At 36.4% G+C, this 20,758-nt stretch carries 18 protein-coding genes; 7 read left to right on the forward strand and 11 right to left on the reverse strand.

Annotated features, from left to right (window positions below):
- Positions 1–18 precede the first annotated feature (18 nt).
- The 4 genes from F0460_RS14350 to recJ form a co-directional block, all read right to left on the reverse strand.
- Positions 19–2,364, reverse strand: a complete 2,346-nt coding sequence (locus F0460_RS14350) for a TonB-dependent receptor (protein WP_150014441.1) — start codon at positions 2,362–2,364, stop codon at positions 19–21.
- 241 nt (positions 2,365–2,605) lie between these two features.
- The gene (locus F0460_RS14355; RefSeq protein WP_150014443.1) at positions 2,606–2,938 is read right to left on the reverse strand and encodes a hypothetical protein; all 333 of its coding nucleotides are present in this window, start codon (positions 2,936–2,938) and stop codon (positions 2,606–2,608) included.
- 62 nt (positions 2,939–3,000) lie between these two features.
- Entirely contained in the window at positions 3,001–3,993 is a 993-nt protein-coding gene (locus tag F0460_RS14360; protein ID WP_150014445.1) for an aspartate-semialdehyde dehydrogenase, read from the reverse strand.
- 73 nt (positions 3,994–4,066) lie between these two features.
- Positions 4,067–5,761, reverse strand: coding sequence for a single-stranded-DNA-specific exonuclease RecJ (recJ, locus tag F0460_RS14365; RefSeq protein WP_150014447.1), 1,695 nt, complete (start codon positions 5,759–5,761; stop codon positions 4,067–4,069).
- Between the two features lie 199 nt (positions 5,762–5,960).
- On the opposite strand from recJ, the gene F0460_RS14370 reads away from it, so the two are divergent.
- Positions 5,961–6,368 (forward strand): hypothetical protein, encoded by a 408-nt coding sequence (locus F0460_RS14370; RefSeq protein WP_150014449.1) that lies wholly within the window; start codon positions 5,961–5,963, stop codon positions 6,366–6,368.
- Between the two features lie 70 nt (positions 6,369–6,438).
- Here F0460_RS14370 and F0460_RS14375 read toward each other — a convergent pair whose 3' ends face one another.
- The 3 genes from F0460_RS14375 to F0460_RS14385 form a co-directional block, all read right to left on the reverse strand.
- Entirely contained in the window at positions 6,439–6,861 is a 423-nt protein-coding gene (locus F0460_RS14375; RefSeq protein WP_150014451.1) for an OsmC family protein, read from the reverse strand.
- The gene (gene rsmI / locus F0460_RS14380; protein ID WP_150014453.1) at positions 6,854–7,549 is read right to left on the reverse strand and encodes a 16S rRNA (cytidine(1402)-2'-O)-methyltransferase; all 696 of its coding nucleotides are present in this window, start codon (positions 7,547–7,549) and stop codon (positions 6,854–6,856) included. The genes F0460_RS14375 and rsmI overlap by 8 nt, the downstream gene beginning before the upstream one ends.
- 126 nt (positions 7,550–7,675) lie before the next feature.
- Complete coding sequence (locus F0460_RS14385; protein ID WP_150014455.1) at positions 7,676–8,629, reverse strand: hypothetical protein; 954 nt, start codon at positions 8,627–8,629, stop codon at positions 7,676–7,678.
- A gap of 99 nt (positions 8,630–8,728) precedes the next feature.
- Between F0460_RS14385 and F0460_RS14390 the strand changes: the two genes are divergently transcribed.
- Entirely contained in the window at positions 8,729–9,313 is a 585-nt protein-coding gene (locus F0460_RS14390; protein ID WP_150014457.1) for a thymidine kinase, read from the forward strand.
- A 45-nt stretch (positions 9,314–9,358) separates the two neighbouring features.
- Here the strand turns inward: F0460_RS14390 and F0460_RS14395 are convergent, their stop codons facing one another.
- Positions 9,359–10,897: a hypothetical protein gene (locus F0460_RS14395; RefSeq protein WP_150014459.1), complete on the reverse strand. Its 1,539-nt coding sequence runs from the start codon at positions 10,895–10,897 to the stop codon at positions 9,359–9,361.
- Between the two features lie 99 nt (positions 10,898–10,996).
- Between F0460_RS14395 and F0460_RS14400 the strand changes: the two genes are divergently transcribed.
- The 3 genes from F0460_RS14400 to F0460_RS14410 all read left to right on the forward strand — a co-directional run bounded on the left by F0460_RS14400 (position 10,997) and on the right by F0460_RS14410 (position 13,265).
- Positions 10,997–11,758 carry an enoyl-CoA hydratase/isomerase family protein gene (locus tag F0460_RS14400; RefSeq protein ID WP_150014461.1) on the forward strand — a complete coding sequence of 254 codons (762 nt, stop codon included), beginning with the start codon at positions 10,997–10,999 and terminating at the stop codon, positions 11,756–11,758.
- A 233-nt stretch (positions 11,759–11,991) separates the two neighbouring features.
- Positions 11,992–12,444: a 6-pyruvoyl trahydropterin synthase family protein gene (locus tag F0460_RS14405; protein WP_150014463.1), complete on the forward strand. Its 453-nt coding sequence runs from the start codon at positions 11,992–11,994 to the stop codon at positions 12,442–12,444.
- A gap of 2 nt (positions 12,445–12,446) precedes the next feature.
- Positions 12,447–13,265, forward strand: coding sequence for a UDP-2,3-diacylglucosamine diphosphatase (locus F0460_RS14410; RefSeq protein WP_150014465.1), 819 nt, complete (start codon positions 12,447–12,449; stop codon positions 13,263–13,265).
- Here F0460_RS14410 and F0460_RS14415 read toward each other — a convergent pair.
- Complete coding sequence (locus F0460_RS14415; RefSeq protein WP_150014467.1) at positions 13,165–14,541, reverse strand: HTTM domain-containing protein; 1,377 nt, start codon at positions 14,539–14,541, stop codon at positions 13,165–13,167. The two genes, F0460_RS14410 and F0460_RS14415, sit on opposite strands and share 101 nt — an antisense overlap.
- Before the next feature lie 2 nt (positions 14,542–14,543).
- Positions 14,544–15,494 (reverse strand): bifunctional riboflavin kinase/FAD synthetase, encoded by a 951-nt coding sequence (locus tag F0460_RS14420; RefSeq protein ID WP_317132155.1) that lies wholly within the window; start codon positions 15,492–15,494, stop codon positions 14,544–14,546.
- 133 nt (positions 15,495–15,627) lie between these two features.
- On the opposite strand from F0460_RS14420, the gene F0460_RS14425 reads away from it, so the two are divergent.
- Positions 15,628–17,895 (forward strand): zinc-dependent metalloprotease, encoded by a 2,268-nt coding sequence (locus F0460_RS14425; RefSeq protein WP_150014469.1) that lies wholly within the window; start codon positions 15,628–15,630, stop codon positions 17,893–17,895.
- Between the two features lie 57 nt (positions 17,896–17,952).
- Here the strand turns inward: F0460_RS14425 and F0460_RS14430 are convergent, their stop codons facing one another.
- Positions 17,953–19,770 (reverse strand): GNAT family N-acyltransferase, encoded by a 1,818-nt coding sequence (locus F0460_RS14430; RefSeq protein WP_150014471.1) that lies wholly within the window; start codon positions 19,768–19,770, stop codon positions 17,953–17,955.
- A gap of 225 nt (positions 19,771–19,995) precedes the next feature.
- Here F0460_RS14430 and F0460_RS14435 point away from each other — a divergent pair, with 225 nt between their 5' ends.
- Positions 19,996–20,757 carry an exodeoxyribonuclease III gene (locus tag F0460_RS14435; protein ID WP_150014473.1) on the forward strand — a complete coding sequence of 254 codons (762 nt, stop codon included), beginning with the start codon at positions 19,996–19,998 and terminating at the stop codon, positions 20,755–20,757.
- Position 20,758 lies beyond the last annotated feature (1 nt).

Below are 20,758 nucleotides of genomic sequence, written 5' to 3' on the forward strand. Positions count from 1 at the left end.
ATTGATTTCTTTTTAAAATTAAAATGGTATTGTTATAAAAATTTGAATGTTTCTGCCAAACTCCGGAATATCCAAAGCGCGGTAAAAACTGTTGTGATGATAGTAAACCGTGTTAAAAACATTGTTCACCTGCAAACGAATCTGCGGTTTAAAACCCTTAAAATTCAGTACCGAACTAAATTGTGCTTTTGCAATGGTGTAACCCGGTGTTACTTCCTCGTTTTGGGCAATTCTGTTTTGCTGCAAAGCTGTTTTTGTTCCTATCTGAAACTGATTTTGCTGCAGTAAACTACCATCTTTTAAATAATATTGAACATTAAATTGTCCGTTGATTGGGGTTGAAAACGGCAAAGGATAATCAACTCCCGAATCACTAATCTGCTTATTGTACAAATAAGCCGCCTGTAACTGGAAACCAAATTTGTTCCATTGGTACTGCGCATCAACCTCTAAACCGGTAAGCATCGCTTTCGATTGGTCGTATTTGTAAACCTGTCCGCCATGAGGCAAAATAGAAAACGCGCCCGTTGGTTTTAAGAAAATGTAATTAGTGAAATAATATAAATAAGCACTTGCGTTTATTTTAAAGTTATTTTTGTGGAAATGCTGACTTAAATCAAAAGCCCAGCCTTTTTCAACATCTAAATTCTGATTTCCTTGTTCGTGACGAAAAGCTCCATGGTGAATTCCGTTCGAACTTAATTCCATTGCCGTTGGAAATCGGAAGTTTGATGCCACTGTAAGTGTACTTTCCCAATCGGCCGTGATTTGGTGCGATACGCCAAAAGCTACATTTCCTCTTGAAAAATCTTTAGATAACGATTCAGCTCGTTGAGCATTCTGTCGAGCTTGATCTTCTGGTGTGCCGCGTTGCGATAAATAATCGAACAAAACCTCATCAAAAAATCCGGCAACCTTTACATTAGCAACATCGTATCTTGCGCCAAATTCCAAATTCCAATCGGCTGCAAAATTCCAAGTATGTTTTCCGAAAACGCCTAAATTCCAACGATCATATTCTGGCATTAAATAACTGTAACCCGCAATATCGTTGGTTTGATACTGACTTTGCACACCTAAAATAGTGGTATGATCTAACAGCCAGTCTTTTTTATACGATAATTCGGCGTTCAGGGTATTCAATTTAAAATCTAACTCTAAATTAGGGTTGATTTCGGGCGGAACCTGATTGGAATAATGCGAATGGAACAAGCTGTATTCCTGACGATGATTGCGTTGAAAGCCAAACTTAAAATCCCACACATCATGCGTATTTAACCACTTTGCATGATAGGTTACTTTGGTATGATTTACCTGCTGATAAGGCATGCCGATGTTTCGTTCACTACCGTCGGGCTTTGCATCATTCACAGAAGGAATTCCGTGTGCACCGGCAAAAAATCCCGATTTGTTTTGAAACTGGCTGATGCTTAAAATACTCTGAAAATCATCTTTTACATAACCCCATTGCCCGTAAACCGATAGTTCGTCTCCGGCTGTATTGGTCATGTTTCCATCTGTTAACGGAATTTTTGTAGACAGATACTTAATTTCATCAACCGGAACCTTAAAATCGGCAAATGTGGTGTAAGATGTTTTGAATTTATAAAAGTGATCGCCTTTTTTATACGACATATTCAGCGCGTTTGCCCACGATTTGTTTACGCTTTGGGCAGTTGTAATGTATTGCGCCTTAAAACCATCGGTCGGAATTGTTTCGTTGTTAACTTCTATCACACCCGCAATCGCGTCCGCCCCGTGCGTAATAGTGCCAACACCTTTAATAACTTCAACACTTTCGGTTGTTAAGGCATCAATTTCCAAACCGTGATCGGCACCCCATTGTTGTCCTTCCTGCTTAATTCCGTTTTCAGTAACAGCCAGGCGTGTAAATCCCAAGCCGCGCATCATAGGTTTTGCGGTTTGCGATCCAACGGTAACGGCATCTAACCCAACAACGTTTGATAAGGTTTTTGCTAGACTGTTGCTGTAATTATCCTGAAGATATTTCTGTGTAACTTTCTGCTGATTGTAAGCTTTTTGCTGTGCGGTATGTATTACAAGGGTTTCCAAGGTTTCTTCTTCACTTAAAACAACGGTAATTTGTTTTGACTGATTCAAATAAATTTTTTCCTGATAAACGCCGTAACCATCTGCCGAAACCTTTAATGTATACGATCCGCTTTGCAGATCCGTAAAAATAAAAGTCCCCGATGCATCTGTATCCACACAATTACTGCTTAAATCAACATGACTGTCTGCGATGTTTTCGCCCATGCTGTTTTTCACCACACCGGTTAACTGATGTTGCGCAAAAACGCCATAGCCTAACATACACAAAACAATCGTTAATAATAAACGCATTTTGTGAGCTTTTTAATTTTTGTAAATGATTTTGATTTGATTTATACGAACGAATCTGTCATTAAAAGGACAAGTCTGTCTAAACGAACTTTATGTCATTCCAGACTTGATCTGGAATCTCATTATTCATTTTAAAATAATTATGAGAAGCCGACCCGAGCTTGCGAACGGAACGAAGTTAATCAAATTCAGCTTGATAAAATGACGTAATAGCAATCAATTCATCGATAAATCTGACAGTTTAAACAAAAACCGGCGGACCGCGAAGCGAGATAAAATCAAACGAAGCGTTTACATAGTTTGTATGGTGCGTTACGTTTAATTTTGGGTATGTTATGGAAGAATAAAATACGATTACATCTGATGTAACAGCTGTAAACGGACTAAAAGTAAAGTGACAGATCTGACAGTCATCTGAATGATGGTTTGCCATTTGATCATGATTGGCATGATGCGAATCTGTACGTAAAAAATCGGAAACCAAATGCGAATAACTGTGCGCAGATTGAAACATTAACGTTACAAGAACGCAAATGCTAAAAAACCACGAAATTATTTGCTTGTTTGATTTCATATAACTGCAAATATAAAAAACTCTTGACGAATCAAGAGTTTTTTGAATGCTATTAACATATTTTAACCAATTAATTTATTTGCTAATAAATATTCGGCAATTTGTATGGTGTTGGTTGCTGCACCTTTTCGTAAATTATCGGCAACAATCCACATGTTTATTGTATTTTCCTGGCTTTCATCTCTACGAATTCTTCCAACAAAAACCTCGTTCTTATTTTGTGCGTACAAAGGCATTGGGTAGGTATTGGTATCGGTATTGTCCTGAACCATGATTCCCGGGGTGTTCTGCAATATAGCGCGAACTTTGTTTAAATCAAAATCGTTTTCAAACTCAATATTCACTGCTTCACTGTGTCCGCCAACAACCGGAATACGAACTGCTGTAGCCGTAACCTTAATGCTATCGTCGCCCATAATTTTTTTGGTTTCGTTGGTCAGTTTCATTTCTTCTTTGGTGTAACCATTATCCAAGAAACTATCGCAATGAGGAATTGCGTTTCTGTGAATCTGGTAATGATACGCCATTTCACCTTTTACACCGTTATATTCGTTTTCTAACTGTTGAACCGCTTTTACGCCCGTTCCCGTAATAGATTGATAGGTTGATACAACAACACGTTTAATGGTATATTCTTTATGTAACGGAGCCAATGCCATTACCAACTGAATGGTTGAACAGTTTGGATTCGCGATGATTTTATCGGTTGCGGTTAATTCGTTTGCATTAATTTCCGGAACAATCAGTTTTTTGGTAGGATCCATTCGCCAAGCCGATGAATTATCTACAACGGTTGTACCAACTTCGGCAAATTTCGGTGCCCATTCCAATGATGTTTCTCCACCTGCCGAAAACAACGCCACATCGGGTTTCATATCAACGGCTGTCTGCAAATTTACCACCTTATACTTCTTATCCTTAAAAGCTATTTCCTTACCAACCGATTTTTCCGATGCTACCGGAATTAATTCTGTTACAGGAAAATTACGTTCTGCCAAAACATTCAGCATTACCTCGCCAACCATTCCGGTTGCGCCAACTACAGCTACTCTCATAGATAAATTTGTTTTAAGATTAAAAATTTGCAGTAGCAAAAATATGCAATAATTTGAATAGTTTAAGATGAAATTACTGCGTATTAAAATCTTTCACCTGAAGTTGTATGGTTACTTTATCTTTCCATTGATTTTCTGATAACGAATACACCATATTCATTAGTTTAAGATTTTTTGTGATGTTGATTAAATCTCCTTTTTTAAAAGCGATTGCCGGGAACGGTTTTGAATTATTCTGCTTAACGAACATACGCAAATGCTCGTTATTTTTACCGATGGTTTGCGCATTACCGGTATCAAAAACATTGGGTGTAAAAAAAACAGGCGTCATATTTCCGGGACCATGCGGTTCGAACTGTTTTAAGATACGAAGCGTTTTTTCATCGAAATCATCAAAATTCACTACAGCATCAATTTCAATTTCTTCGGTTTGCTGTTCTTCACAAATGGTCGATTTCACGACTTCCTCAAACTTCGATTTAAAATTTTCGTATTCAGAATCTTTAATTGTTAAACCTGCTGCATACATGTGACCGCCAAACTGAATAATGTGTTCCGAACATTTTTCTAATGCCTGATACACATCGAACCCTTTAACAGATCGTGCCGAAGCTGCCAGATAATCACCGCTTTTCGTAAAAACAAGTGTTGGACGATAATACGTTTCAATCAACCGGGAAGCCACAATTCCAATGACACCTTTGTGCCAGCTTTCGTGATAAACAACCGATGAAAACGTATTTTCTTCGTTGTTTTGAGTGATTTGATTTAATGCTTCTTCGGTAATCTGCTGATCTAAAATTCGTCGGTTCATATTAAACTCGTCGATTTCTTTTGCACATTCAATCGCTTCATCCAAATCAAATTCGGTCAGTAATCTAACGGCATAATTTCCGTGTTTAATACGTCCGGCAGCATTTATTCGCGGTGCAATTTTAAAAACCACATCGGTAATCGTGAATTCTTTAATGGCAAACTGCTTTTTCATTGCCAAAATTCCCGGTCGCGGATTGCTGTTGATCATCTGCAAACCGTAATATGCCAGAATGCGGTTTTCATCTACAATGGGCACAATATCGGCTGCAATGGCTGTTGCTACCAAATCTAAATACGGAATTAAATCTTCGATGGTTTCCCCGCGATTCACCGCCAAAGCCTGTATCAGTTTAAAACCCACGCCGCAACCGCACAATTCTTTAAACGGATAGTTGCAGTCTTTTTGTTTGGGATCTAAAACAGCAACGGCATTTGGAACCTCATCGCCAGGTAAATGGTGGTCGCAGATTACAAAATCGATTCCCTTTTGGTTTGCGTATTCTATTTTATCGATTGATTTTATACCGCAATCTAACGCAATAATCAGTGTAATTCCGTTGTCTTCGGCATAATCGATTCCTTGGTTTGATATTCCGTAACCTTCTGCATAACGGTCGGGAATATACGTATCAACATCGGGATAAAAACTTTTCAGATAAGACGCCATTAACGCAACTGCCGTGGTTCCGTCTACATCATAATCGCCAAAAACCAAAATACGTTCGTTGACTTCAATGCCTTTTTCTATACGCGCAACGGCTTTATCCATATCTTTCATTAAATACGGATTGTACAGATCTGCCAATTCTGGTCGAAAAAACTTTTTAGCCTGATTAAACGTAGTAATACCGCGCTGTGCCAGCAAATTTACCACAAGCGGACTTACATTTAAAGTGGTTTTTAAATGCTGAATTATTTGAGAATCGGGATTTTGTTTTAATGACCAACGCATAAATGAAAATGTAAAAGCACCCCAAAAATGAAGTGCGTTTAAAATACAAAATTATTTTAATATTATGGTTTTTGCAAGATGAGATTTTGTCGTTGTAAAAAGTATACAGACTTTTAATTTATATAGAATCCAATAGTTCTTTAATTATCTAGGATCGTTTTGTAAATTTGATTTTGTTTATATTTTTTTATTAAAAATCATGGTTGAAAAAATATTTGTCGTTTTATTTAATCCTGACAACTCTAATTTTTGGGATGCTTGGAGTTTAATTGTAGCTATATTCATTCCGCTCGCTACTTTTTTCGGATGGATTATTTCAAAAATATTTAATAACTCAATAAATAAGACAACCCAAACATTGATAAAAGCTACTGTCGAAATATATCTTGATTGGGTAAAAAGAGATAGTAAAAGTAAAACCGTAGATAATGAATCAATAAAAATTTTCATGTCAGAAAACAAGGGATCAATTTATACTGGAAGAAGCTATTTGATATTTAAACGTTTTATAAAAGAATTAAAAAAACAAGGTTACAAAAGTATTTATTTACCCGAAGAAAATATGATTCAGCTCCAAAATGGGGAAGGTCAGAATGGTAGCTTCTAATCTTTGCAACCTTTCAATAATATTCGGTAACTAATAAAACAAAAGGAAGCCAAATAGCTTCCTTTTGTTTTTAAATCTTATGAAAAACCGTTTCAATTTTTACATCGGCAAAACTGCGGAACATGTGCATAACGCCACAATATTTTTCAACCGATAATTCTACGGCACGATTTAATTTTTCTTCGTTTAAATTACTTCCGTAGAGATGGTAGGTAACCGTAACTTTATCGTAAACCTGTGGTTCGGTATCGGTTAAAAAGCCTTGGGTTACAATATTGAAATCGGTTACTTCTAAACGCATTTTTTTAATCAGCGAAGCAACATCCAATCCCGAACAGCCGGCTAAAGCAGATAACATCAATGCCTTTGGACGCAGTCCGTTGTTTGTTCCGCCTACTTCTTCGGCAGCATCAATGATTAACGAACCGCCCGGATTGGTCGATTCAAACTGCATGTTTCCTTTCCAGGTTGTGGTAATTAAATGACTACTCATTTTTATTCTTTTTTTCTTTTTGTTTACCTGCTACAATTACAACTATTTCGCCTTTTGGCGGTTTGGTTTCAAAATATTTCAACACTTCTTCTACCGATCCGCGTACAGTTTCTTCGTGTAGTTTTGATAACTCGCGCGATACGGAAACCTGGCGTTCTTTACCAAAAAAGGTTTCAAATTCTACCAATGTTTTCACCAGTTTATGTGGCGATACATACAAAATCATTGTTCGGGTTTCTTCTGCCAATGCTAAAAAACGCGTTTGACGACCTTTTTTATCGGGCAAAAATCCTTCGAAAACAAATTTATCGTTTGGCAAGCCGCTGTTTACCAACGCAGGTACAAAAGCAGTTGCTCCCGGCAAACATTCTACTGGAATATTGTTTTCTACACAGGCACGCGTTAATAAAAATCCGGGATCGGAAATTGCGGGTGTTCCAGCATCTGAAATCAAGGCAATTGTTTGTCCGTTTTTTAATTTCTGTACCGTATGTTCCACCGTTTGATGTTCGTTGTGCATGTGGTGGCTGTGCATTTGCGTACCAATTTCAAAATATTTTAGCAATTTGCTGCTGGTGCGTGTGTCTTCTGCCAAAATTAAATCGACTTCCTTTAAAACCTTAATAGCTCTAAAAGTCATGTCTTCTAAATTGCCAATGGGCGTTGGCACAATGTATAATTTACTCATTTTTTGAGTTTCTTTTTAAACGTAATTTTATCATTCTGAATGAAACGAAGTGGAATGAAGAATCTCTATTAAAAATGAAACAGATTCCTCCTTCGTCGGAATGACAGTTTATTGTGATAATTATTACTACAAAAATCTTTTTTCAACCAACTGCATAAAACGGGTTTCGAAATCTTCTTTTCCGTTCCAGTTGTTAAATTCGGGTTTAACCAAATCGTCTATAAAATCTTTTGCTTCTTCGTAGCTTTCAATGGTGTTTAACTGCGCAATTACTCGGTTTAAATCATCGCTGCTGCCGTTAAACAAGTTCTTTTCAAACGCAATTCTGTCATTCAAACCAATCGAAATTTTATTGGCAAACGCATCGTTTATCGATTTATTCAAAGGAATTTGACGGTAATTTTCTACCGATTTCTCTGCTGTCTGATTGGTTACAAAATGTTGCGATCCTTTAAAAGTATCTTCTTCTTTTTCGTTGGAATTATTTGCATTGAAAAGTTCGTTATGCGGAATAGAAAAAACCGGATCGATCTCTAACGTAGCACGCTCAACCGCTTCTTTTGCATCTTCCACAGGATCTAACTGTTCAACGATTTTTATTTCTTCTTCCACTTCTTCAACCGATTTTATGGTTTCTTCGATCGATGGCGTAAATTCTACAACGTTTTCTTCTTTAACTTCCAGTTCCAATTCGGCTTCCTCTTCAACCTCATCCAATTCCACAACCGAAGCTTCAACCGGTGGTGCCGCATCAATATCCGCCGCGTTCGTAACGGTTAATTCAATTGGTGTAATTAATTCTTCCTCAAAAGTTACCACATCGTCTTTCTTTTCTTCCGTTAAAAAAACACTTGTAGGTTCTTCGGCTACAACTTCTGTCGGTTTTACTTCTTCCAATAATTTTTCAGGAGTTATCGACGGGTCCAATCTAAACTTGTTATCTTCATAAAACTGCAGTAAAACCAATTTGTTATGCAGCAGTTCGGTTTCTTTCAACAAAGAAGAAATTTCCGATTTATCTTTTAATTTCAAGATTCGGTGGGCGATACTTATTAAATCTGATTCAATGATTTTCTTCATAACTTTTAACGGTTTTAAATTTTACAACTTATTTTTTGATAAATTTGCAGGATACAAAGTAACAGAAAAAACTGTTTTAAACAACTTATAATTGCTAAAATGTTTCTTGAAAATCCGGTAAATCATACAGAAAAATTTGGATGGATCGAAGTGATCTGCGGCTCGATGTTTTCTGGCAAAACCGAAGAATTGATACGTAGGTTGCGCCGTGCACAGTTTGCCAAACAGCGCGTTGAGATTTTTAAGCCAGCGGTTGATACGCGTTACGACGACGAAAATGTGGTGTCGCACCAAGGAAACGAAATTAGATCTACACCTGTTCCAGCTGCTGCAAACATTAGAATTTTAGCCGATGGCTGTGATGTAATCGGGATTGATGAAGCGCAGTTTTTCGATGATGAAATTGTTACGGTTTGCAACGATCTGGCTAATGCCGGAATTCGAGTGATTGTTGCAGGTTTAGATATGGACTTTAAAGGACAGCCTTTTGGACCAATGCCTGCCTTAATGGCGACTGCCGAATATGTTACCAAAGTTCACGCGGTTTGCACACGCACTGGAAATTTAGCCAATTACAGTTTTAGAAAAGCAGCTAACGACAATTTGGTTATGTTGGGTGAAACCAATGAATACGAGCCTTTAAGCCGAGCGGCTTATTATAAGGCGATGCGAGAAAATCAATAGATTTTTATATACCTACAAGGTTAAAGAAACCTTGCAGGATAACTTTTACTTTAAAATATAACGTACGTTTAGTTTGGTATTTGTATCCAAAACACCTTCTAAAGGTTGGTATTTTAAAATTCCATCTTTGGTTAGTTCTATAATTTTTACTTTATCTTTTTCAAACCAAGTAATCTGATATTCCAAATCGGTTGGTAGAATTTCAAACGCATTGTTGCTATCGCCTGCACTTGTAATCATTGCCGAACCATAAAATTGGTTGTAATAATCGAACAAATTAAATGTTAATGGTTCTACAACCTCTGCATTTAAAGGCATTAAAACGTTTGGCGCAACAAACATCTGCGTTTTAGACAAACGTTCTTTTCGCAACACTTCTCTGTTAGAATTGTTCAATTGTTGTTCAATCCATTCTTTATAAGTTCCTTCAAAACCTTTTGTCTGTGCGTGTTCGTATGCTTTTTCGCCATCGGTTCCAATTACAGATTCTACCCATTCTGTGAATGTTCCGTAAAAACCATGTTTCAAAGCCATTTCGTAAGGCGAGCTTCCATTAGATGTTTTCAACGACTGAATCCACTCGGTTACAATTGCCGTAGTTTTATCGCGTTTGGCAATTTCAACATCTACTTCGCGTCCCCAAAGCATTTTCATCCACTCTTCTTCTGTGCCTTTATAACCTTTATCAACCGCTTGCTGGTAAGCAGTTTTACCGCCTTTGGCATCGATCATTTCAATCCATTCGGTTACTGTTCCATCAAAACCTTCGTTAACGGCAATTTCGTAATCGTTGCTTGGTTTGGCGATAATCGGTGTGTTGGTTGCCGATATTTTCACAGGAACTTCTTCTGCTACTTTCGGTTTTTCCTCTATAACTTCAAACTGATTTTCAACAACCGTATTTTGTGTAAGATTAAACGGAACTTCTTCTCTTTTTACCACATCCACAACTTCAATCACATCTAACAAAACAGATTGCGGATCTTCGCTGGTAATCAAAACCGGTTCGTTGGTATTTAGTTTAGGTAATTCGGTAGCAACAGTAATTTCTTCTTTTGCAGGAACAGCCGGAACTTCTTTTTTAGGAACTTCCACAACGTCGATTACATCTAAAACAATAGGAGTTTTTTCTGCAACAACCTCAACAGGTTTTGTATACGTGATTAAATCGCGTTTTTGAATCGATTTTGAAAGCGTGGTAAAATCTGATGCCGAAACAATGTAAGTATCTAAAGCTTCCACCGGAAACAGATAAACCACATCGTTTACATCTTTTATTTTTAAAGGATTTTTATTGTCTTTTGATATCGTAAAAAGTGTTTTAAAATCGGCATACGGTTTAAAAAGATCGTTCGTATTCAAAATTTCGTACCATTGATCATCAACCCACATAAAGAAACCTTCGTGAATAAACTTTGAATCTGGGTGAATCAAAACATTGTATCCAAAGTCATTTCCGTCGGCAGTTGCTTTTTTATGAACATCTTCAATTTGTAGATATGGCGCTGCATAATACACCGTATTTGCCTGCTGGGCAGTTACCGCGAAAGGAATACAAACTAGGGTTACGAAATATTTCAACATTTTTTTCTTTTTAAAACGTTGCAAATGTACATATTTATCAAAAATAAATAACAAATTGCCAACATGGTTTATCTTTGTATTAACAAACTAAATTTTTAAATGGAAACAACATCATACGTTACAACTACTTTTAAGGATACTATTGCTTTTGTAGAATTTTTTCACCCGGCAAGTAATTCGTTCCCAAGTTCGCAACTGGCTGAACTAACAAATGCTATTAACGCTTTAAATACGAATAATGAAGTTCGAGTTATTGTGTTGAAAAGTGCGGGCGAAAAGGCTTTTTGTGCAGGTGCATCGTTTGATGAATTGTTGCAAGTGAGTAATTTGGAACAAGGCGGACAATTTTTCAGCGGATTTGCCAATGTTATTAATGCCATGAGAAAATCGAACAAAATAATTATTGGTCGTATTCAAGGAAAAACAGTTGGCGGCGGTGTTGGATTGGCAGCTGCGTGCGATTATACGTTTGCAACCAAAAATGCTTCGATTAAACTATCGGAACTTGCCATTGGAATTGGTCCGTTTGTGATTGAACCTGCTGTGAGTCGAAAAATTGGAAAACCTGCTTTAGCCGAAATGACACTTGATGCCGAAAACTGGAAAAGTGCCGATTGGGCTTTTGATAATAAATTATTCACTCAATTGTTTGATGATGCTACACAAATGGACGAAGCTTTGCAAAAATTCGCTACACGTTTAAGCAGCTATAATCCGGAAGCTTTATACGAAATGAAAAAAGTTTTATGGGAAGGAACCGAAAATTGGGATACACTTTTAAAAGAACGCGCTGCGATTTCGGGTAAATTGGTTTTATCTGATTTCACTGTGAATGCATTAAACGCTTTTAAAGGGAAATAATATAAAAGGCTATTCAGAATTTGCTCAAAGTTTGTCATCCTAAACTTGTTTCAGGATCTCAAAAGTAATTTTATAAATATTTGATGAGAAGCTGAATCAAGTTCAGCTTGACAGTACAAAATTCTGAATAGCTTTCTTTTAATTCTGAGGTAATCTGTGCATCTGTGGTTTTTAGCCAAGCAGTATCAGCTATTAAATTTTAAATCACTAATTTTGCTAAAAATTTTCGTATCATGAGTTTTATCAGAATCACCAAACAATTTACTTTTGAAACCGGTCATGCACTTTATGGTTACGACGGTAAATGTAGAAATGTTCACGGACACAGCTACAAACTGTCGGTTACCGTTATTGGGCAGCCGATAACCGATAAAAATCATGTAAAATACGGAATGGTGATTGATTTTACCGATTTAAAAGCCATTGTTAAAGAAGAAGTTGTAGATCAGTTTGATCATGCAACTGTTTTTAACCAAAATACACCACACGTAGAATTGGCTAAAGAATTGGAACAACGCGGACACCATGTTATTTTGGTTGATTACCAGCCTACAAGCGAAAATTTAGTGATTGATTATGCCGAACGAATTAAAAATCGCTTACCGCAAAATATCAAGTTATTTTCTTTGCGTTTACAAGAAACCGAAAGTTCGTACGCAGAATGGTTTGCTTCTGATAACTTGTAAGCATGATTACGTTAGAAATCCCCGCAGATAAAAAAGTTTATTTTACGTCCGATCATCATTTCGGAGCACCTACCCGTGAAAAAAGTCTTCCGCGCGAAGCCTTATTTTTAAAATGGTTAAACGCTATTGAGAAAGATGCAGGCGCATTGTTTATCGTGGGCGATTTGTTTGATTTTTGGTTTGAATATAAAAAGGTTGTTCCCAAAGGATTTGTCCGTATTCTGGGAAAACTAGCCCAAATGCGTGATAACGGCCTGCCTATTTATTTTTTTGTAGGAAACCACGATTTATGGATGGAAGATTATTTTGAAGAAGAATTGGATATTCCTGTTTTTCACGAACCTAAAGTTTTCAAAATATTCGACAAAACCGTTTTTATTGGTCATGGCGATGGTTTGGGTCCGGGCGACAAAGGATACAAACGCATGAAAAAAGTGTTTACCAATCCGTTTTCAAAATGGCTGTTTCGTTGGTTGCATCCCGATATTGGTGTTCGTTTGGCGGAATATCTATCGGTAAAAAACAAACTAATTTCGGGAGATGACGATGCAAAATATTTAGGTGAAGAAAAAGAATGGCTAATTTTATACGCCAATAAAAAGGTGAACGAACATTTTGCCGATTATTTTATTTTCGGGCACCGACATTTGCCAATGACGCTTCCTTTGAAAAACAATGCAAATGCCTTATACATCAATTTAGGCGATTGGATTCAGTATTTTACTTTTGGTGTTTTAACTTCTTCAGGTTTTGAATTGAATTCGTTTTCGCAGGCTGAACTTTCCGATTCTTTTCTTCCAAAACCCAATCATGGTGTTTAAAATGACTCCATTCTTCGGCTGCTAAATCAACTTCCGGATCAATTAAAGGACTGCTTGGTCTAGAATTGATACTTATACTGCTTCGCATGGCATAAACAGCAACGTCTTTCCCCTGACTCTTAAAATGATCTTTAATTTTATGTGCCATTTGCCAAATTACATCGGGCGAATTTAAACGCGAACGCTGTTTTTCGTTCAATAATTCCGTATTATTAAAATCTAAAGGTTGGTTTGTTTTTTTATCGATCACTTTAAAAGTCACTTCTCCGGTGCGCGATCGCAACATCATTCTCCAGCTTAATCGGTGTGCTTCTTCGGTCCACAACACATCACCTTTAATAAACCAATGGCGTATTGGCAGTAAAATCTGCAGGATTAAATACGGAACAAAAAAGTATTTGAAAATAGTGCCGTAATCTGCGGTTGTTTCGCCGTTGTAGTCTTCTTTTGGTCTTTTTCTAAAGAAGAAATTCCGAATTTGATTTGGCGGAAAAAAGAACACGCAAAAACTCAATGCAAAGTATGGAAATACACCAATTTGCAAGGTTATAGAATTGAATATATGGAAAATCAATGAAGCGATAATTGCAAACCAACGTGTGCGTTTCCACAGCAACGCCGGAACAATCAATCCGTCGAAAGCAATTCCCATGTACGCAATAAACAACTGAAATTCGGTTTTTTTGAACAACATCTGCACATTTTCAGGCACATTCGTCATTCCCATAAACATATTTCGTGTAACGGTTCCGTCTAACCAATCGGGATAAAACTTGGCGATCGTTGCATAAAAATACACACAACTTACCTGAATGATAAAAACCAGCCGAACCCATTGTGGCATGTAGTTCTTTTTTATCGACGGATTTTGTTTAGCATCGATCGAAGCATTTGCATTTGCAGGCAAAAAGCACATAATCAAGCCGATTAACCACATTAAATAATAATGATTGTTGTACGATGTTTTTTGTCCGAAATATGCCAAACTCCACAAAACCGTCAGTGCAATAACCGAAAATCGGTATTTATAACCCAGCATAACTCCGATAGAAGCCACAGCCATTAAACCAAAAAACACATACATGGTTTCGTTTTGAAGATGCAGTAACCATTCAAACCCGATAAAAGTAAAATTGGTCGTAGTATCGATAAAATTTCGATCGACCCATTTTAATACCAATGCACCAACGGCTTCGGCAAGAAAAATGATTCCGAAAAAAATCCGAAAAACCACCAACGAAGAATTATCTATTTTCTGAAATGCTTTTTTCCACATAACTAATCTATATTTATAAGAAAATTTCGAGAAAAAACTTCATCGTTCTTTAATGCTTCGATCAACAAATCTATCGAACCAAAATTTTCTTCATCTCTGATTTTTGTAAGAAAACGAACGGTAATTTCTTCATCGTAAATAGTATCGTTAAAATCAAAAATATAAACTTCGACTGTTTTTTCGGTTCCGCCAACCGTTGGGTTGGTGCCCACACTTAACATTCCGTAATAGTCTTCGTCTTTAACCGTAACGCCAACCACATAAACGCCAATGGCAGGAATTAGTTTGTAATCTTCGGCAACCTGAATATTCGCTGTGGGATAACCAATGGTTCTGCCCAACTGTTTGCCCGAAACCACCTTGCCCGAAACCATGTACGGGTAACCTAAATAGGTTTTTGCCAAAGCTACATTACCTACATTTAAGGCGTTGCGAATTTTTGTTGAACTAACGGAAACATCGTTTAACTCTTCGGCAGAAATCTGCTCTACATCAAAATGGTATTTCTTTCCGAATTCTATTAAATCGTGAATATCAGCCGAACGATTTTTTCCAAAACGGTGATCGTATCCAATAATGATTTTTCCGATGTTAAACTGATCTACCAAAATGGTTTTCACAAATTCTTCGGCAGATAAATTGGAGAAATCTTGTGTGAACTCTTGCACCACCAAATGATCTATTCCAAAATGATCAATCAGTTTAATACGTTCATCAATCGTATTTAACAACGATATTTGATGATCGGTTTTTAAAACCATTCGTGGATGCGGAAAAAAAGTAAGCACCAAGGTTTCGTAACCATATATTTTTTTCTGAAGTTTCAGCTTGTTCAAAATAGCCTGATGACCAATGTGCATACCATCAAACGTACCAAGGGTTACAATGGTTTTCTGCGTTGATTTAAAAGATTGTACGGAATTAAAAACGTTCACTTTTACAGTTTTTTCCAAAGTTATTAATAAATTAACGAATGAAAGATATTTTGCAACAATCTTAATGTAGGTTAATAATTTAAAAAACGAGGTTAACTTAAACTTCTGTTTTGGATAAAGTTAGTATTTTTGACAAAACAATCATTTTTTTATGAAATTTTACAACAAACTAATTCTTATTCTGCTTATTTTCTTCACAGGAAATTTGTTTGCACAATTTAATCCTTTTAAAGAAAGTACAGAACGAGTTTTTTCCGAAAAAGAAAAGTTCGTTAGAAAACACAACCCATCAGACTTTAAAATTTACAACTTAAATCTTAAAAATGTTTTAGAATGGGCTAAAAAAGCTCCGGAATTATCTGAAAGACCGTCAGATTTAGTAATTACATTACCAGATGCAAGCGGACAATTGACAAATTACTGGGTTTACAACAATGCTGCTATGGAATCTGAACTGGCAGAAAATGTACAAAACATAAGAAGTTTAAAGGCTGTTGATACTAAAAACAATGGAAATAGTGTAAGCATAAGTATTTCTGATATTTTTGGATTTCATGCAATGGGAATGAAAACCGATGGATCTGTTTTTTATATGGACAACTATACAAATGATTTAAATAATGTTATTGTTTACCAGCGCAACCTTTTAGAATTACCTAAAAATAACTTTACGTGTTTGGTTCCTGGCGATAGTTTTGATGCGGTTGAAGTTTCATCTGTGCCTATTCAAACCTTAAGTTTAGACGATAAGCGTAGAACATACAGATTAGCATTGGCTTGTACTATTGAATACGCTGCTTTTCATGTAACTAACGCACCAGTTGGAACACCAAATACAACAGTTAACCAGAAAAAAGACATTGTATTAGCTGCAATGAATGTAACTTTAACCCGTTTAAACCAGATTTTTGAACGTGAATTAAATGTACATTTAAATTTAGTTGCAAATAATAGAGACATTATTTTTATTACATCCGATAACTTTTCTAATAATGATGATTTTCTACTAATTGATGAAAGTCAAACGGTAATTGATAATGTTATTGGCACAGCTAATTATGATATGGGTCATACATTTAGTACAGGTGGTGGTGGTTTGGCAAGTTTAGGTTCGGTTTGTAGTTCATGGTCAAAAGCATCAGGAATTACTGGTTCTCCTTCCCCTGTGGGAGATCCTTATGATATTGATTATGTATCCCACGAAATGGGACACCAATTTGGTGCCAATCATACTCAAAACAACAGTTGTCAAAGAAACAATTCAACTGCGGTAGAAACAGGAAGTGGCACTACTATAATGTCTTATGCTGGTATTTGTGCACCAAACGTTCAAAGCAATGCTGAAGCTTATTATCATTATGTAAGTATCAGAGAAATGCAGAGTTTTTTGCTTTCTGCAACATGTGCACAACAAACTACCGTTACCAATTCACCACCAGTCGTTAACGCTTTAATTGCTAAAACAATTCCTTATGGCACACCATTTATTTTAAGTGCCACAGCAACGGATCCAAATACAGCAGATCAGTTAACATATACATTTGAGCAAGTTAATACGCAGATTGCAACACAACCACCTGTTGCTACTTCTACAACCGGACCCGCCTTTAGACCTGTGGCTCCAAGTACGAATAATTTTCGTTCGTTTCCTAGTACTTCAACTGTTTTAGACGGAACAACTAATACAAATGGGATTGTCAGTAACAATTGGGAACGTTTGGCAACAGTAGCTAGAACCTATAGTTTTGTAGCAACAGTACGTGACAATAATGCAACCGGTGCGCGCGTGGTTTATACGCAGCCTGTAACTATAACTGCAGCTAATACAGGTCCGTTTGTAATTACAGCACCAAACAACAATTCCAGTACTAAAGAACCGGTTTGGTTTATGGGATCGACTAAAACAATTACTTGGAATGTTGCAGGTACCACAGCTAATAACATAAACACGACAAACGTAAATATTTTGGTTTCTACAGATAACGGATTAACGTATAATTCATTAGCTGCAAACGTACCAAACAATGGATCAGCAATAGTTACTGTACCTACAAATTTAACAAGTACATATGAAGCACGAATTAAAATTGAAGCAGTAGGAAATATTTTTTATACGGTTTCTAAAAAATTCACATTATGGGATCCAAATTTAAGTACAGAAGAAGTTACGTTAGATAATTTAAAGATTTATCCTAACCCTACAACAAACATTTTAAATATTGAATTTTCATCAACTGATATAGAAAAAGTGAAGTTTGATATTTTTGATTTAAACGGAAGATTGATTAAAACTGTTTCTAAAGAAAATTCCAACCAAGTAAACCAACAGATAAATGTTGAGAGTTTACAAACCGGAACTTACATCTTGGTTATAAATACAGGTAAATACACTTCTACACATAAGTTTATTAAAAAGTAGGATTATATATCATAAAAGTAAAACACCCCTAAAACTTATAAGTTTTAGGGGTGTTTTTTATTCCTCGTGCTTTTCATTAATCTTGCGTTCCAACTCCAATTGTAACTCTTCAATTACCGGACGAACGGTACTTTCTGGTAAATCTGCAATGCGTATGTACATCAACCCATCAACCGAATTATTAAATAGTGGATCAACATTAAAAGCCACTACCCTTGCGTTTTGTTTGATATATTTTTTAATTAAAACCGGCAAACGCAATCCGCCTGGTTCTACTTCTTCAATAAGCTTGTCGAATTTATTCAAATCGGCTTCGGCTTCGTTAAAAACAAAATCCTTATCGGCATCTTTCAACCGCACCTTATATTCTTGTTTAGCTTGAACATATTGTGCGACATACGGATCGTAAAAATGCGATTTCATAAATTCGATCATTAGCGATTTACTGAAATCTGAAAATTGGTTGCTTATACTTACACCACCAATTAAATATTTGTGTTCCGGATAGCGCAACGTTGTATGCACAATACCTTTCCACAATAAAAACAACGGCATTGGTTTTAGCTGGTATTCGCCAATAATAAAGGCACGACCCATTTCTATCGATTGTTCCATCATACCATGCAATTCCGATTCAAAACGGAACAATTCGGTTAAATAAAACCCGTTAATACCGTGCTTTGCATAAATATCTTTCCCAATTCCCATACGGTAGGCACCGGCAATACATTTGGCATCATCGTCCCACAAAAACATGTGTTTATAGAACGTATCATATTTATCTAAATCAATCGATTGGTTTGTACCTTCACCAACTGCTCTAAAAGTTACTTCACGCAATCTTCCTATTTCACGCAGAATATTCGGAATATTTGTGGCATCAGTCAAAAAAACCTCGTAATTTTTACTTTGCAGCAAACGTTCGTCGCCTTTACGTAAATTTTCTATTTCTTTCACCATTAAATCCTGAAGCACCGGGCGTTCGATCTCTTTTGGCGGAGGCGTTGGCAGTTTAAACGACGGTATTTTTATGTATTGCTTTTTATCGTCGTCTTTTGTGGTATTTGCCAACAAATAGGTTTTCTGACGTAAAAATTTTCCGAAATTTTCTATTGATGTTCCGTGCTCGTTTTGTTCGGCAACCGTGATTGGTTTTCCAATACGTACGCGGATTACACGATCTTTCTGAGTTAATAATTCGGAAGGAAGCTTGGCTGTTTGCAACGTTGGACTAATTTTAGACAACATATAGAACAACTTGCTGTTTTTGGCATGAAAATAAATAGGAATCACCGGAACCTGCGCTTTTCTAATAAGCTTTAATGCACCTTCTTCCCAAGGTTTATCAACAATTTTATCGTCTTCTTCAAAGTTTGATACTTCGCCTGCCGGGAAAATCCCCAACGGTTTGCCGTCGCTTAAATGGCGTAAGGTTTCTTTCAATCCTAAAACACTAGATTTGGAATCTTTATGGTTCTCAAACGGATTAACCGGCATTACATAAGGCTTTAAAGGCTCAATTCTATGTAACAGAAAATTCGCAATGATTCGATAATCCGGATCACGCTCACGCATTAATTTCAACAGTAAAATTCCGTCAATACCACCCAGCGGATGATTCGAAACAGTTATATACGGACCTTGTTTTGGTAATCTTTTTAATTCTTCGGGATCAATCTCAAACTCTATCTGAAATTCGTTCAAAATGGCATTTAAAAAAGTAACGTCTTCTAAATGTTTATTTCTATCGTAAATTTTGTTTAATTGTGATATTTTAAGCACTTTCATTAATAACCAACCAGAAAAAGTACCAATAAAGCCGTACTTATCTAATTTTATTACGCGCGCAATTTCTTTAGCGGTTACTAACCCCATTTAAATATTTTTTTGCAAAGATAACAATTCATTTCACACCTCTTTAAAACCAATTTCATTATAATGCAGTTTTAATCTAAGGTTACGGTTTTAAATATAGTAAAATTTACTTTAGTTTTAATAAATTGTTAACAAGATAATTTTTAACAAAATACAAAACAAGTCGTTAAATGTGTTTTTAGTGAAAAACGAATTGTGTATTTTTGACAAAACACCTACTTATAAATGAAAATTTTATCATACAACGTTAACGGCATTCGCGCTGCAATTACCAAAGGATTTTTAGATTGGCTGCAGGCTGCAAACCCAGATGTTATTTGTTTACAGGAAATTAAGGCAACGCAGGATCAAATTCCGGTTTTAGAAATTACGGCTGCAGGATATCCGTTCCAATATTATTTTTCGGCAGAAAAAAAAGGCTACAGCGGCGTTGCCATTTTGTGTAAAACCGAACCCAAGCAAATTGTTTTTGGTACCGGAATTGACTATATGGATGAGGAAGGAAGAAACGTTCGGGTAGATTTTGACGATGTTTCGGTTATGTCTTTATACCTTCCATCGGGCACGAATATTGATCGTTTAGGTCATAAATTTCAGTACATGGCAGATTTTCAGAATTACATCAATGAGCTGAAAAAAGAAGTTCCAAACCTTATTATTTGTGGCGATTACAACATTTGTCATCAGGCAATTGATATTCACGATCCTATTCGCAATGCAAAAGTTTCGGGCTTTTTACCTGAAGAGCGTGAATGGTTGGATACTTTTATGAAAAATGGATTTTTAGATTCGTTCCGAATGCTGAATCCGGAGCCGCATCATTATTCGTGGTGGAGCTACCGTGCAAACGCCCGAAACAATAACAAAGGCTGGAGAATTGATTATAATTTGATTGCAGAAAACATGAAGGACCGTGTAAAACGTGCTTACATTTTGCCCGACGCCAAACATTCTGATCATTGCCCGGTTGCAATAGAAATTGATTAAT

This window comes from Paenimyroides baculatum (assembly GCF_008629655.1).
GTDB lineage: Bacteria > Bacteroidota > Bacteroidia > Flavobacteriales > Flavobacteriaceae > Flavobacterium > Flavobacterium baculatum.